Here is a 13,797-nt window from a genome sequence, read left to right on the forward strand (position 1 = left end):
TCGTAAAAGCAAGGAGAAAAGATGTCTGAATTAACAAATCAAGCTGTGAAAGCCATGGTCGTCATGCGTAAGGCTTTTCGGACCATTGATACCACGGTGTCAGAAACCTTTAAAGCCGACGGCCTCACCCCGACTCAATTTAGCGTGCTGGATGTGCTTTATAGCAAGGGGCCTATGAAAATCGGAGAGCTGTTGGAAAGCATTTTGGCGACTTCGGGCAATATGACTGTTGTCATCAGAAATATGGAGAAAAAAGGCTGGGTCACGCGCACCACTTGCCCTAATGACAAACGTGCTTATTTAGTCACGCTGACAGAGGAAGGACGCCAAGTCATTGATCGTGCCCTGCCGCACCACATCACCAAAATCGAGGAAACCTTTGCCGTTCTCACCCCTCAAGAACAGCTTGAACTCATTCGCTTGCTCAAAAAATTCAAACCGCGTGAGCATAATCATTTACAAAAGCCAAAATAAAGCATACAATAAGCCTATAGAAATTACTATGTAGTGATAAACGAGTTATCGCTTGTATTAAGGGAAAACGTATGAAAAAAGTATTATTTATTGTTGGTTCATTGCGCAAAGGGTCTTTCAATGAACAATTGGCTGAGAACGCCAAAAAAGCCTTGGCAGGCAAAGCAGAAGTTAGATACCTTGATTGGTCACAAGTTCCAGTCTTTTCACAAGATTTAGAGGCTCATTTGCCAAAAGCAGTCCAAGATGCTCGTCAAGCTGTTTTAGACGCAGATGCGATTTGGATCTTTTCTTCTGTTTATAACTTTGCTATTCCAGGTTCTGTTAAAAATCTTTTGGACTGGCTATCTCGTGCGTTAGACTTATCTGACCCACGAGGACCATCAGCAATCAACGAAAAAGTCACAACCGTTTCTATCGTAGCAAACGGCGGCCACGAACAAGTGGCAGAAAGCTACCGCGCCTTGCTTCCATTTATCCGTACCCAATTTGTTGATAACATCACCATGTCACATATCAACGATTCAGCTTGGGTAGATGGTGTATTTGTTCCAACAGCCGAAGTGTTAGTTGATCTTGACAAGCAAGCAGCGGCTTTATTAGCAGCTTTAAATTAAAATGGCAATGAAAAAACGGCCTTGCCCATGAGGGGCAAAGTCGTTTTTTCGATGCTTATTAGTCAATAATGAGCATGCCTTCTTTAACGGCAAATGGATTTTTAGGGTCAATGTGGTCGTAGAACATGATACCGTTTGTGTGGTCGATTTCGTGTTGCACAACGATTGAATTGTACCCTTTTAATTTAACGCGGTGTTTTTCACCGTTCTTGTCAAAATATTCCACAGTAACGCGTGCATGACGGACAACATAGCCTTCGACAACACGGTCAACAGACAAGCAGCCTTCACCATCAGCAAGCGCAGCATCTTGCACAGAATGTGCTACAACGCGAGGGTTGTACATAACCTCTTGCAAGCTGTAAGCTTCTTCTGGTGGGTTGCCGTCTTTGTCCTCAGGATTTGGCACAAGAACAGCAATAATGCGTTTTGAAATGTCCAATTGTGGAGCGGCTAAACCAACACCACCACGCAAGCCCATTTTTTCAGCCGTTACAGGGTCTTGTGAATTTTTCAAGAATTGTAGCATTTTTTCGCCTAGGATGATTTCCTCGTCAGACAATGGGAAAGTTACGTCTTGCGCAACGGCACGAAGGGTTGGATTTCCCTCACGAATGATATCATCCATATTGATTAAATGACTCGGTTTGACTAATTTTTTAATAGCAGACATAATTCCTCCTCTTTTCATTCTCTAATAACACTATAGCACAAAACAAGGCAAGCAGAAAGCTAAAGGCTTAATTCGTGATTTTGAGGGCGATTAACTGGCTCATATCTTTGATGCGGTAGTAGGGTTTTTCTTTTTCGATAATGCCCAAATCAATCAGCTCATGAATCACGCGCAGCAAATGGCGGTAGCTAACACTAAACGAATCCGCCAGACTCTTTAATTCTAAGGTAAATAAGCCCTTGTCCTCCACCGCTAAAATATGCGTGGCTAAGCGTTCTTTCAAGGTGTAATTTAGGTTGGTCGAAGCACGGATATTTTGGTCGTAAAGCGATTGCGCCAAGCCCTTGCTGAGGTTTAATAGCAAGGTATTATCTGCCAGCAATTCCTCGCGAATGCCCGCCAAGGGAAGTTGGACCACCACCGAGTCCTCAAGTGTAATCACTGATGATACTACAGGCTGATTAGTCAATAACTCAATATCCCCAAGCAAGGTTGGCTTGTCTTTGATGTCTAAAATGTGCTCCTTGCCGTTAAACAAACGACGGACAATTTTGACTTTGCCTTCCACAAAATAAGAAAGAGCCGTCAACTCTTCCCCTTGGTGGCAAATGGCTTCCCCAGCAGGTAGCCTAAAAACGTGTAATTTATCAAAATAGTGTTCTGGAAAAATCGACTTTAACTGGTATTCTTTGGTAAGCGCTTCTAGCGACACGTAACCCTCCTCATGTGACAAAAGTCCTATTTTTATGTGTCAACATTGATTATACTTGTTTTAGCCAAAAAAACAAGTAAGGAGTTGTTATGAAAACCTTTTTAGAGAAATTGAGCTTATTATCTTTATCTCTGATGCTCGTTTCGACCTTCTCAACCTCGACAGCATTACCGCAAATGATTGCGACTTATCAACAACAAGGTTATGCGACAAGCCAAGTTGAGTTTCTTTTTTCGATTACCTCATTTACAATCATGGGCATTTTGATTTTAAATCCTTTTTTAAATCGTGTCTTGTCTGAACGTGTGAGTGTTATCATTGGTTTGCTTTTAATTGCTTTTGGTGGTAGTTTGCCTGTCGTTCGTCAAGATTACAGCCTTGTGGTGGTATCACGTATCTTGTTGGGAATTGGGATTGGCTTGATTAACTCTCGTGCCATTAGTATCATCAGCGAAACCTATGAGGGACACGAACGCGCCCAAATGCTTGGTTTGCGTGGGTCTTTTGAAGTTTTGGGAAGTGCCTTTTTAACAGGAATCGTTGGTTTCTTGGTTCCGATTGATTGGTCTTGGGCTTTTATCATCTACCTATTTGCTTTGCCTGTTTTGTTCTTTTACCTTCTTTTTTCTCCCAAAAAACGCATAACGGAAAAAGTGGTTCAAGAACGTTCTTCAGCCAAATTCACCAAAGATGACATTTTCTTTATTGTCGGATTGTCGTTGCTCGCTGGTTTTGTGATTAACATCAATAGTGCCAATAGCCTTCGTATTCCAGTTATTATCGACCAATTGCACCTAGGAAGTCCTAGCCAAGCCAGTATGATTTTAAGTGGTATGATGCTCATGGGGATTTTGTCAGGTTTCCTCTTTAAGAGCTTGTTGTCTTATTTCAACAGACACTTGATTACCGTGTCGCTTATTCCATTTGCCCTTGGTTTGTTTATGCTTGGTTTTGCTCAAAACCTTTGGATTATGCTACTAGGTGCTATGTTATCAGGCTTCTTGTATAGTATCATTGTGACAACCGTCTTTAACGTTGTTTCTAATAAAATGCCTGCTCAGCTCATTGGTGATGCCACAACCTTGATTTTGCTCTTTTGTAACTTTGGAGGAGCCAGTGCGGCCATTACCTTAAACCTCTTTTCAAAAATTAACCCACACCCAACCTTTGCCTTTATCATTTATGGTGTGATTAGCTTGGTGATTAGTTTGATTTTAGCTTTAAAAGCTTACTTTTCACGCAAAACGGTGTGTGTTAATTCGTAAAAAAAGAGCAGGTATTTTTGAGAGATAGAGAAAAAATCTTTGACAAAATCAGTCATTATCTGCTACAATAATTGGTGTCGTAAGACAAGTAACTTTTTCTTGGTTATAGGAAACGCCAAACCCTATGACTCGGATGAAGCATTATAAAGGAGAAAAGATATGGCAATCTCAAAAGAGAAAAAAAATGAAATCATCGCTCAATACGCACGTCACGAAGGTGACACAGGTTCAGTTGAAGTTCAAGTAGCTGTTCTTACTTGGGAAATCAACCACCTTAACGAGCACATTAAACAACACAAAAAAGACCACGCTACTTACCGTGGATTGATGAAAAAAATCGGTCACCGTCGTAACCTTTTGGCATACCTTCGCCGTACAGACGTTAACCGTTACCGCGAATTGATCGCATCACTTGGACTTCGTCGCTAATCACAAACGACTGTTCAAAGCCTGTCAAGAGCCTATGCTTTTGGCAGGCTTTTTTTCTGTGCTTTTTTAAGAATAAAACATTAAAAGTATATTAGTTTACTTGGGGAAAATGTATCCCTTTACAAGACTATAAAAATAAAAATGAAAAAGCTTACAAAAAACAGCTTGACATTTTATTTAAAAAACGTTAATATAATTAGTGAAGAATATCACAATAACACAAAGTGTTGGTGATGATTCCTTTTACTTGATGATCGGCTGAACGCCACTTAGACCTCTTGATCAGTTTTAAGTGTTGTCCTGTTTTGACTCTAAGTTACGGAATTATATCGTAAGATTTTTCTTCGATAACAATATTAATTTTTAAGGTATTATAAAGGAGGCTTTTAATGGCTGAAACAAACAATGCAGAAGTAAAGACAAATGAGTTGAGCGCTGAAGAATTGGCACAACAATACACAGATTCTTTAGTTGAAAAAGCGCTTGAAGCTGAACGTATTTATGCGACTTACTCACAAGAACAAGTTGACAAAATTGTAGCAGCGATGGCACTTGCAGGTTCAGAAGCATCTTTGGAACTTGCAAAAGAAGCACACGAAGAAACTGGTCGTGGTGTTGTTGAAGATAAAGATACCAAAAACCACTTTGCAACTGAGTACGTTTACGAACGTATCAAAAATGAAAAAACAGTTGGTATCATTGGGGAAGACAAGGTTGCAGGCAGCATCCAAATCGCAGCTCCTCTAGGTGTTTTGGCAGGGATTGTTCCAACAACTAACCCAACATCAACAACAATGTTCAAAATTTTGGTGGCTTTGAAAACACGTAACGCTATCGTGTTTGCCTTCCACCCACAAGCTCAAAAATGTTCAGCTCATGCGGCAAAAATTTTATACGATGCAGCCGTTAAAGCAGGGGCTCCTGAAAACATTGTTCAATGGATTGAAACACCATCACTTGCGAACACATCAGCCCTTATCCAAAACAAAAACATTGCGTCAATCTTGGCTACTGGTGGACCTGGTATGGTTAATGCAGCCCTTAAATCAGGAAACCCATCAATGGGTGTAGGTGCAGGTAACGGTGCTGTTTACGTTGATTCAACTGCTGATATTGACCGTGCGGTTGAAGATTTGTTGATGTCTAAACGTTTTGACAATGGTATGATTTGTGCTACTGAAAACTCAGCGGTTGTTGCTGCAGACATCTACGACACATGGATGCAAAAAATGCAAGAAAAAGGGGCATACCTTGTTCCTAAATCAGACTACAAGAAAATTGAAGACTTCGTCTTTAACGCTAACCACGGTGTAAACGGACCAGTTGCCGGAATGCCTGCAACTTGGATTTGTGAAAAAGCAGGTGTGGCTCTTCCAGAAGGCAAAGATGTTCTCTTGTTCGAACTTGACAAAGCTAACATAGGTGAAAAGCTATCATCAGAAAAACTTTCTCCACTTCTTTCAGTTTACAAAGCAGAAACACGCGAAGAAGGTATCGAAATTGTATCAGCTCTTCTTGACTATCAGGGTGCTGGGCATAACGTTGGCATCCAAATCGGTTCTCAAGCAGATCCATTTGTAGCTGTCTATGGAGACGCTGTGAAAGCTTCACGTGTATTGGTTAACCAACCAGACTCAGTTGGTGGTATCGGTGATGTTTACACTGACGCACTTAAAGCTAGCTTGACATTAGGAACAGGATCATGGGGGAAAAATTCATTGTCACACAACCTTTCAACTGGCGATCTCCTCAATATTAAAACGGTTGCTAAACGTCGTAACCGTCCACAATGGATTCGCTTACCAGAAAAAACTTACTATGAAAAGAATGCTATTTCATACTTGCAAGATGAGTATGAGCCAATGAAACGCGCGTTGATCGTTGCTGACCCAGGAATGGTTCAATTTGGTTTCGTTGATACTGTTTATGCCCAATTGGCACTTCGTGATGAAAAAGTAGAAACATCACTTTACGGAACAATCAAACCAGACCCAACACTTGGTCAAACTATTGAAATTGCAAAACAAATGCGCGAATTCAAACCAGATACTGTTATTGCTATCGGTGGTGGATCTGCCATTGACGCTTCTAAAATTGCTCGCTTGATTTACGAAGTATCTCTTGACCGTGGTGCTGAATTCCTTGATAGCTACGATGCAGTGAGCGAATTCTTCCTAGAATTGCAACAAAAATTCATCGATATCCGTAAACGTATCGTGAAATTCAAACACCAAACAGCAACACGTCTATTCTGTATCCCAACAACTTCAGGTACAGGTGCTGAAATCACACCATTTGCTGTTATCACAGATGATTACACTCACGTGAAATACCCACTTGCTGACTATGAATTGGTACCACAAGTTGCCATTGTTGACCCAGAATTCGTTATGACTGTGCCAAAACGTACAGCAGCTTGGTCAGGTCTTGATGCGTTGTCACACGCCCTTGAATCTTACGTATCTGTTATGGCTTCTGACTTCACACGTCCATGGTCACTTGAAGCAATCAAATTGATTATGGAAAACCTTGAAGATGCTTATAACTACGATCCTAAGAACCCAACGCTTCGTGGTGAAAAAGCGAAAGAAAACATGCACTACGCAGCAGCGATTGCAGGTATGGCGTTTGGTAATGCCTTCCTAGGTATCAACCACTCACTTGCTCACAAAACAGGTGGTGAGTTCGGCCTTCCACACGGTCTAGCTATCTCTATCGCAATGCAACACGTTATCCGCTACAACGGGGTAACTGGTAATGTGAAACGCTCTGTTTACCCACGTTACGAAGAGTACCGTGCACAACAAGACTACGCAAACATTGCTCGTTACATCGGTCTAGAAGGTAAAGACGATGCTGAATTGGTAGAAGCACTTTGCCAACGTATTGACCAGTTGATGCGTGCTGTTGATGTTGAGCCATCACTTTCTGCAAACGGCGTAACCAAAGAAGCCTTTGACGCTGCAGTAGATCGTTTGGCAAGCTTGGCTTATGATGACCAATGTACACCAGCTAATCCACGTCAACCATACATCTCAGAATTGAAACAACTTTTGATTGACATGTTCTAATGTCGGTTGTTTAAAGCCGTCTATAAATGAAGCCTCCCATGTTTTTTTGGGAGGCTTTTATGATACAATGGGTAAAGATATGTTAGAAACTGTTTTTAAGAAAGGTTGGTCACAAAAAGATGATTGGGTCATTGATAGTTGGTGCCTTGATTGGTATGATTGCTGGTAGCATTACAAATAGAGGGGAATCCATGGGTTGTATCTACCGCATTTTTGCTGGTTTGGTTGGTTCTTATGTTGGTCAAACCTTATTTGGTTACTGGGGACCTTCTCTAGCAGGCATGGCAATCTTACCTTCGGTTTTAGGGGCTATTATTGTTATTGCTGTTGTGGATTTGTTATTTAGATAAACACTATAAGAGGTTGGGGTAGCGCTGTCCTAGCCTCTTTTTGAAAAATTGACGATAAGAGTCTGAAATTTCTGTTTAATTATGATAAAATAATAGGGATACGTAGTTTTATGCAAAGACGAGTTTGTAAGATTGTTGGCTTTTACAGGTTGGTTTTTGTAGAAAACGGGCGTATCAAAATAAAGGTTTTATGAGGAATAATCATGTCAAAACAAACTTTTCAAACGACTTTTGCGGGGAAACCCCTTGTAGTTGAAATTGGACAAGTAGCCAAACAAGCCAACGGTGCCGTTGTGGTACGATATGGTGAATCAACCGTTCTTAGCGCTGCGGTCATGTCTAAGAAGATGTCTATGGGGGATTTCTTCCCACTTCAAGTTAACTACGAAGAAAAAATGTACGCTGCTGGGAAATTTCCAGGTGGTTTCAACAAACGCGAAGGGCGTCCGACAACAGATGCCACTTTAACGGCCCGCTTGATCGACCGTCCTATTCGTCCTATGTTTGCAGAAGGTTTTCGTAACGAAGTCCAAGTGATTAACACCGTTTTGTCTTACGATGAAAATGCTAGCGCTCCAATGGCAGCCATGTTTGGCAGCTCGCTTGCCTTGTCTATCTCAGACATCCCATTTAATGGCCCAATCGCTGGCGTGCAAGTGGCTTATATCGACGGTGACTTTATCATCAATCCAACAGCCGAACAAAAAGAGCTTTCTCTTCTGGAATTGACTGTTGCAGGGACCAAAGATGCCATCAACATGGTAGAATCAGGCGCCAAAGAATTGTCAGAAGATATCATGTTGGAAGCCCTTCTTAAAGGACACGAAGCTGTACGTGAATTGATTGCCTTCCAAGAAGAAATCGTGGCAGCAGTTGGTAAAGAAAAAGCTGAGGTGGAATTGTTGCAAGTGGACGCTGACTTGCAAGTTGAAATTATCGCTGCCTACAATACTGACTTGCAAAAAGCGGTGCAAGTGGAAGAGAAAAAAGCGCGTGAAGCCGCAACAGAAGCTGTCAAAGAAGAAGTCAGAGCCGTTTATGAAGAACGCTACGCTGAGGATGAAAACTTTGAAACCATCATGCGTGACGTGGCTGAAATCCTTGAACAAATGGAACACGCTGAAGTCCGCCGCTTGATTACCGAAGATAAAATTCGTCCTGACGGTCGTCGTGTGGATGAAATTCGTCCTTTGGATGCTGAAATTGATTTCTTGCCAAAAGTGCATGGTTCAGGGCTTTTCACTCGTGGGCAAACCCAAGCTTTGTCTGTCTTGACCCTTGCTCCAATGGGAGAAACTCAAATTGTAGATGGTCTTGACCCAGAATACAAAAAACGCTTCTTGCACCACTACAATTTCCCACAATATTCGGTGGGTGAAACGGGACGTTATGGGGCTCCAGGCCGTCGTGAAATTGGTCACGGTGCACTTGGCGAACGTGCGCTTGCCCAAGTTCTTCCTAGCTTAGAAGAATTCCCATACGCGATTCGCCTTGTTGCCGAAGTCTTGGAATCAAATGGGTCATCATCACAAGCATCAATTTGTGCGGGAACCTTGGCGCTTATGGCAGGTGGTGTGCCAATCAAAGCTCCTGTTGCAGGGATTGCCATGGGTTTGATTTCTGACGGTAGCAACTACACTATTTTGACGGACATTCAAGGTCTTGAGGACCACTTTGGTGACATGGACTTTAAAGTGGCGGGAACTCGCGAAGGGATTACGGCCCTTCAAATGGATATCAAGATTGAAGGCATTACCCCACAAATCTTGCAAGAGGCCCTTGCTCAAGCGAAAAAAGCGCGCTTTGAAATCCTTGACTTGATTGAGGCAACCATTCCAGAACCACGTGCTCAATTAGCACCAACTGCACCAAAAATTGATACCATTAAGATTGATGTGGATAAAATCAAGGTGGTTATCGGTAAAGGTGGCGAAACTATTGATAAAATCATCGAAGAAACAGGTGTTAAGATTGACATTGACGAAGATGGAAATGTATCGATCTTCTCTTCAGACCAAGCAGCTATTGACCGTGCCAAAGAGATTATTGCTGGTTTGGTGCGTGAAGCCAAGGTCGGTGAAGTTTACCGTGGCAAGGTGGTTCGTATTGAAAAATTCGGCGCCTTTGTCAACCTCTTTGACAAGACAGATGCCCTTGTTCACATTTCAGAAATCTCATGGACTCGCACGGCAAATGTGGCAGATGTCCTAGAAGTCGGTGAAGAAGTTGACGTCAAAGTCATCAAAGTTGACGACAAAGGACGTGTGGATGCTTCGATGAAAGCCCTCTTGCCACGCCCAAAACGTGTTGAGCGTACACCAAAAGAAACAGACTAAAAAAGAAGGAATAGTGGCTTTATCCAAGCTCTCTGACAAAGAGGTCGTGGATAATCCATTTTGGATAGAAATATGACAAATCAAAATGAACTGGACTTGCGTTTGCGTGCTTTTGTCAACGCACCAGATAACTTTTTAGATAGCGTTGCTTTAGTCAATGCTTTACACAATACTCCAGTATTGGCGAGCAAAGAGCCTTATGCCGTTGAGGTAGAAGGGCAAAAAGTCACTCCAGTCTTTACAGATCAAGAGGATCTAGAAACTTTTAAACAAGACCAAGCCAGTGCTAGAGAACAAGAGTGGGTGGAACGCCTAGCCATTGACATTTTAAGAGAAGTAATTGAAAAAGGCTTGTACGGTATTGTCTTTAACTTGAAAAAATCAGGTGATTTTGGCAATTCAACCATTTTCAAGAGCAGCGAATTCATTCAATTTTTAAATGCTTACACCACGATTTTAAACAAGCTCATGGGGGATGACAATCTCGCTGCGGATGTGCTTGATAAGTTCTATCTGGTGCCAGCTTTTGTGCATCCACGTGATGACGAAAGCTTTGACCGTATGTTCCCAACCATGTCAACACCTGACGGGGAAAGCTACGTGCCTGCCTTTTCAAACCTGCAAAGTTTTGCAAAATGGTATAACCACGATGAGTTTGGTTTGCCTTTCCGTAAAGCACAGGGCAGCATTTTGGTTTGGAATTTAGCGGAAATTTACCAGCCAGGACATGGTGAAAACGATATTGACGAAACGGTTGGTGTGGTGATCAATCCGTTTGACGAACAACAAATTTTAGTGAATTGGTCAGAAATTGATGAGTAAAGGAGAGTGTCTATGGGTTGGTGGAAAGAAACAATTGAAATCGTTAAGAAGAATGATCCAGCAGCTCGTAACTCTCTGGAAATTATCTTAACGTATCCTGGTATAAAAGCTTTAGCGGCCCATCGCTTATCCCATTTTTTGTGGCAACACGGCTTTAAATTGTTGGCGCGGATGCACAGTCAGTTTTGGCGTTTTTGGACGCAAATTGAAATTCATCCTGGTGCTGAAATTGCTGAGGGCGTTTTTATTGACCATGGTTCAGGGCTTGTCGTTGGGGAAACGGCCATTGTTGAAAAAGGTGTTATGCTGTACCATGGTGTTACCCTTGGTGGTACGGGAAAAGACGTTGGTAAACGCCACCCAACCGTGCGTGAGGGAGCCCTAGTGTCCGCCCACGCCCAAGTGATTGGTCCTATAGAAATCGGAAAAAATGCGAAAGTCGGTGCGGCTGCTGTTGTGGTTTCAGATGTGCCAGCAGATGTGACCGTTGTTGGGGTGCCAGCAAAAGTGGTGCGTGTTCACGGGAAAAAAGACGAAACGATTATTCACGATATGGAAGAAAATCGCGAATACTACACGTCTAAGTTGGAAGAAGCCCGTTATCAAAGCTTGCATTCGTCAAAACTTTAGACCAAACGACAAGTGGAGAAAAAAGATGACAATTAAGATTTATGATACAATGACTCGAAGTTTGCGTGAATTTGTGCCCATAACCGAAAATACGGTTAATATGTACGTCTGCGGACCAACGGTTTACAATTACATTCACATTGGAAATGCACGTAGCGTGGTGGCTTTTGATACTATTCGCCGCTATTTTGAATACCGTGGCTACAAGGTCAACTACATTTCTAATTTCACGGATGTGGATGATAAAATCATCAAAGGTGCGGCTGAAGCTGGTATGGATACCAAGGCTTTTTCAGACAAATTCATCGCTGCTTTCTTGGAAGATGTGAAACAACTAGGCGTCAAGCCTGCTACTAAAAATCCACGTGTTATTGATTACATGGACGAGATTATTGATTTTGTCAGTGTTTTGATAGATAAGGGATTTGCCTATGAGGTTGGTGGCGACGTGTATTTCCGTGTAGCCAAAAGCCATAATTATGCTAAACTGGCCAACAAAACCCTAGCTGATTTGGAAGTGGGGGCCAGTGGTCGTGTGGACGGCGAAGGCGATATTAAGGAAAATCCGTTGGATTTTGCGCTTTGGAAGGCAGCCAAACCTGGCGACGTGTCTTGGCAAAGTCCTTGGGGTGAGGGGCGTCCTGGTTGGCATATTGAATGCTCGGTTATGGCGACAACCCTTCTTGGCGATACCATTGATATTCATGGTGGGGGAGCCGATTTGGAATTTCCGCACCATACCAATGAAATTGCCCAATCAGAAGCCAAGACTGGCAAGACCTTTGCAAACTACTGGATGCACAACGGTTTTGTCAATGTGGACAATGAAAAAATGTCAAAATCGCTGGGTAATTTTGTGACAGTCCACGATATGTTGAAAACAGTGGACGGGCAAGTGTTGCGTTTCTTCCTTGCCACCCAACAATACCGCAAACCTATCAATTTCACAGAAAAAGCCGTGCATGACGCTTCTGTCAATTTGAAATATTTGAAAAATACGTATACCTTGCCTCTAGGTCAAGCAGTTGATTCAGCTGAATTGGCGGCTTTCAAGGCTGATTTTGAAGCGGCTATGGACGATGATTTCAACACCGCAAATGGTATCACTGTTGTCTTTAACATGGCAAAATGGATTAACTCAGGCAATTATGACCAAGCGGTTAAGGATACTTTTGCGGCTATGCTGGCTGTCTTTGGTATTGTCTTTGAAGAAGAAGTCTTGGATGCGGATATCGAAGCCTTGATTGAAAAACGCCAAGAAGCGCGTGCCAACAGAGATTTTGCGACTGCCGATGCCATTCGTGACCAATTGGCCGCACAAGGTATCAAACTGCTAGATACCAAAGATGGGGTGAGGTGGACACGTGACTAAGGTAGATGTCAATCTCATCAACGGTATTGCCCTAGCTTTTGAAGGCGATGCGGTTTATTCCATGTACATTCGCAAGCACTTGATTTTTCAAGGCTTAACCAAACCCAATCAATTGCACCGCAAGGCAACTAAGTACGTGTCTGCCAAAGCCCAAGCTTACCTTATCAATCTGATGCTAGAAGCGCAGCTATTGACCGAAAAAGAAGAAGATATCTACAAACGCGGTCGCAACACCAACAGTCACACCAAGGCAAAAAATGCGGACGTTGTGACTTATCGGATGTCAACAGGTTTTGAAGCCGTGATGGGCTATCTGCACATGACAGACCAAATTGAGCGTCTGGAAGAGCTCATTGATTGGTGCATTCAAACAATTGAAAACGAGAATTGAGATAAAAGATTAGTCTTGGTCAGTCAAAGCGAGGCTAATCTTTCTTTGTGTCTTTTGACTAATGAGGTGACGATGAAAAATCGAGTGTTATCAGAATTTACAGACCAAAAAATCAAGACCGTTATGCTGGACTTGTTGCTAGAAAAGCCCTACTCCAAAATCAGAATAACGGATATCACAACTCTGGCCAATATCAATCGAACAACTTTTTGTTTTACCAGTCAAAAGAGGAGTTGGTTCAGTGCATTTGCGAGGACTACCTCACTCAGTATGGGCAGGAACTGAAAGAATCCTTGGAAACGGGAAATTTAGATTTGACACTTGTGGTGCGTTATTTTGACAATTTACCCAAGCAAAAAGACTTGCTCAAAGTGATTTTTCGCTGGATTTTCCCAAATACCATCCTGACAGGGAAATGCAAGCCACGATTGAAAAGGTTATTTTGGATATTTTTTCGCACAAGTACCCTCATGTGCCACAGTATCGGCTTCATTACTTTGAGACCTTATTTGCGGAAAACACCTTAGCCACGATTAAATGGCAATTGACCAAGCCTGATGAATGTTCGGTTGAAGAAGTAGCTGCTATGATTCAGCTTGCCATGACCAGCGGTTTGGAAAGTATTTTACTCGACAAATAATGATTTTTGTCTTTG

At 42.3% G+C, this 13,797-nt stretch carries 14 protein-coding genes; 12 read left to right on the plus strand and 2 right to left on the minus strand.

Going from position 1 to position 13,797, the window contains the following annotated elements:
• Positions 1 to 21 precede the first annotated feature (21 nt).
• Both B3R79_RS01195 and B3R79_RS01200 read left to right on the plus strand, forming a co-directional pair.
• The gene (locus B3R79_RS01195) at positions 22 to 474 is read left to right on the plus strand and encodes a MarR family winged helix-turn-helix transcriptional regulator (protein ID WP_168261101.1); all 453 of its coding nucleotides are present in this window, start codon (positions 22 to 24) and stop codon (positions 472 to 474) included.
• A 71-nt stretch (positions 475 to 545) separates the two neighbouring features.
• Entirely contained in the window at positions 546 to 1,091 is a 546-nt protein-coding gene (locus B3R79_RS01200; protein ID WP_293693202.1) for an NADPH-dependent FMN reductase, read from the plus strand.
• Between the two features lie 58 nt (positions 1,092 to 1,149).
• On the opposite strand, the gene def is transcribed toward B3R79_RS01200, so the two are convergent.
• Positions 1,150 to 1,764, minus strand: a complete 615-nt coding sequence (gene def, locus B3R79_RS01205; protein ID WP_154454101.1) for a peptide deformylase — start codon at positions 1,762 to 1,764, stop codon at positions 1,150 to 1,152.
• 67 nt (positions 1,765 to 1,831) lie between these two features.
• On the minus strand, positions 1,832 to 2,476 hold the full coding sequence (locus B3R79_RS01210) for a cyclic nucleotide-binding domain-containing protein (protein ID WP_168261104.1): 645 nt from the start codon (positions 2,474 to 2,476) through the stop codon (positions 1,832 to 1,834).
• Positions 2,477 to 2,565: 89 nt separating this feature from the next.
• Here B3R79_RS01210 and B3R79_RS01215 point away from each other — a divergent pair, with 89 nt between their 5' ends.
• The 10 genes from B3R79_RS01215 to B3R79_RS01260 all read left to right on the plus strand — a co-directional run bounded on the left by B3R79_RS01215 (position 2,566) and on the right by B3R79_RS01260 (position 13,782).
• Positions 2,566 to 3,741, plus strand: a complete 1,176-nt coding sequence (locus tag B3R79_RS01215; protein WP_168261105.1) for an MFS transporter — start codon at positions 2,566 to 2,568, stop codon at positions 3,739 to 3,741.
• 159 nt (positions 3,742 to 3,900) lie between these two features.
• Complete coding sequence (rpsO, locus tag B3R79_RS01220; protein ID WP_003063161.1) at positions 3,901 to 4,170, plus strand: 30S ribosomal protein S15; 270 nt, start codon at positions 3,901 to 3,903, stop codon at positions 4,168 to 4,170.
• Positions 4,171 to 4,559: 389 nt separating this feature from the next.
• The gene (gene adhE, locus B3R79_RS01225; protein WP_293693203.1) at positions 4,560 to 7,241 is read left to right on the plus strand and encodes a bifunctional acetaldehyde-CoA/alcohol dehydrogenase; all 2,682 of its coding nucleotides are present in this window, start codon (positions 4,560 to 4,562) and stop codon (positions 7,239 to 7,241) included.
• A gap of 119 nt (positions 7,242 to 7,360) precedes the next feature.
• Positions 7,361 to 7,591 carry a GlsB/YeaQ/YmgE family stress response membrane protein gene (locus B3R79_RS01230; protein ID WP_154454098.1) on the plus strand — a complete coding sequence of 77 codons (231 nt, stop codon included), beginning with the start codon at positions 7,361 to 7,363 and terminating at the stop codon, positions 7,589 to 7,591.
• Positions 7,592 to 7,794: 203 nt separating this feature from the next.
• A complete protein-coding gene (pnp, locus tag B3R79_RS01235) occupies positions 7,795 to 9,927 on the plus strand; it encodes a polyribonucleotide nucleotidyltransferase (RefSeq protein ID WP_168261107.1) in 2,133 nt (710 codons plus the stop codon).
• Between the two features lie 72 nt (positions 9,928 to 9,999).
• Positions 10,000 to 10,749, plus strand: coding sequence for an SseB family protein (locus tag B3R79_RS01240; RefSeq protein ID WP_293693204.1), 750 nt, complete (start codon positions 10,000 to 10,002; stop codon positions 10,747 to 10,749).
• Between the two features lie 12 nt (positions 10,750 to 10,761).
• Positions 10,762 to 11,379, plus strand: a complete 618-nt coding sequence (cysE, locus tag B3R79_RS01245; RefSeq protein WP_154454095.1) for a serine O-acetyltransferase — start codon at positions 10,762 to 10,764, stop codon at positions 11,377 to 11,379.
• Positions 11,380 to 11,404: 25 nt separating this feature from the next.
• The gene (cysS, locus tag B3R79_RS01250; protein ID WP_293693205.1) at positions 11,405 to 12,751 is read left to right on the plus strand and encodes a cysteine--tRNA ligase; all 1,347 of its coding nucleotides are present in this window, start codon (positions 11,405 to 11,407) and stop codon (positions 12,749 to 12,751) included.
• Entirely contained in the window at positions 12,744 to 13,142 is a 399-nt protein-coding gene (locus B3R79_RS01255; RefSeq protein ID WP_167829241.1) for a Mini-ribonuclease 3, read from the plus strand. Before cysS ends, B3R79_RS01255 begins: the two co-directional genes overlap by 8 nt.
• A 415-nt stretch (positions 13,143 to 13,557) precedes the next feature.
• A complete protein-coding gene (locus tag B3R79_RS01260) occupies positions 13,558 to 13,782 on the plus strand; it encodes a hypothetical protein (RefSeq protein WP_293693206.1) in 225 nt (74 codons plus the stop codon).
• The last annotated feature ends 15 nt before the right edge of the window (positions 13,783 to 13,797 follow it).

This window comes from Streptococcus sp. UBA3373 (assembly GCF_002360305.1).
GTDB lineage: Bacteria > Bacillota > Bacilli > Lactobacillales > Streptococcaceae > Streptococcus > Streptococcus alactolyticus.

Excerpts from the sequence above, each read along its gene's own strand:
- adhE (WP_293693203.1), top strand. The coding sequence starts at position 4,560 with ATGGCTGAAACAAACAATGCAGAAGTAAAGACAAATGAGTTGAGCGCT.
- B3R79_RS01260 (WP_293693206.1), top strand. The coding sequence starts at position 13,558 with ATGCAAGCCACGATTGAAAAGGTTATTTTGGATATTTTTTCGCACAAG.
- B3R79_RS01215 (WP_168261105.1), top strand. The coding sequence starts at position 2,566 with ATGAAAACCTTTTTAGAGAAATTGAGCTTATTATCTTTATCTCTGATG.
- rpsO (WP_003063161.1), top strand. The coding sequence starts at position 3,901 with ATGGCAATCTCAAAAGAGAAAAAAAATGAAATCATCGCTCAATACGCA.
- def (WP_154454101.1), bottom strand. The coding sequence starts at position 1,764 with ATGTCTGCTATTAAAAAATTAGTCAAACCGAGTCATTTAATCAATATG.
- B3R79_RS01195 (WP_168261101.1), top strand. The coding sequence starts at position 22 with ATGTCTGAATTAACAAATCAAGCTGTGAAAGCCATGGTCGTCATGCGT.
- pnp (WP_168261107.1), top strand. The coding sequence starts at position 7,795 with ATGTCAAAACAAACTTTTCAAACGACTTTTGCGGGGAAACCCCTTGTA.
- B3R79_RS01240 (WP_293693204.1), top strand. The coding sequence starts at position 10,000 with ATGACAAATCAAAATGAACTGGACTTGCGTTTGCGTGCTTTTGTCAAC.
- B3R79_RS01200 (WP_293693202.1), top strand. The coding sequence starts at position 546 with ATGAAAAAAGTATTATTTATTGTTGGTTCATTGCGCAAAGGGTCTTTC.
- B3R79_RS01230 (WP_154454098.1), top strand. The coding sequence starts at position 7,361 with ATGATTGGGTCATTGATAGTTGGTGCCTTGATTGGTATGATTGCTGGT.
- cysS (WP_293693205.1), top strand. The coding sequence starts at position 11,405 with ATGACAATTAAGATTTATGATACAATGACTCGAAGTTTGCGTGAATTT.
- cysE (WP_154454095.1), top strand. The coding sequence starts at position 10,762 with ATGGGTTGGTGGAAAGAAACAATTGAAATCGTTAAGAAGAATGATCCA.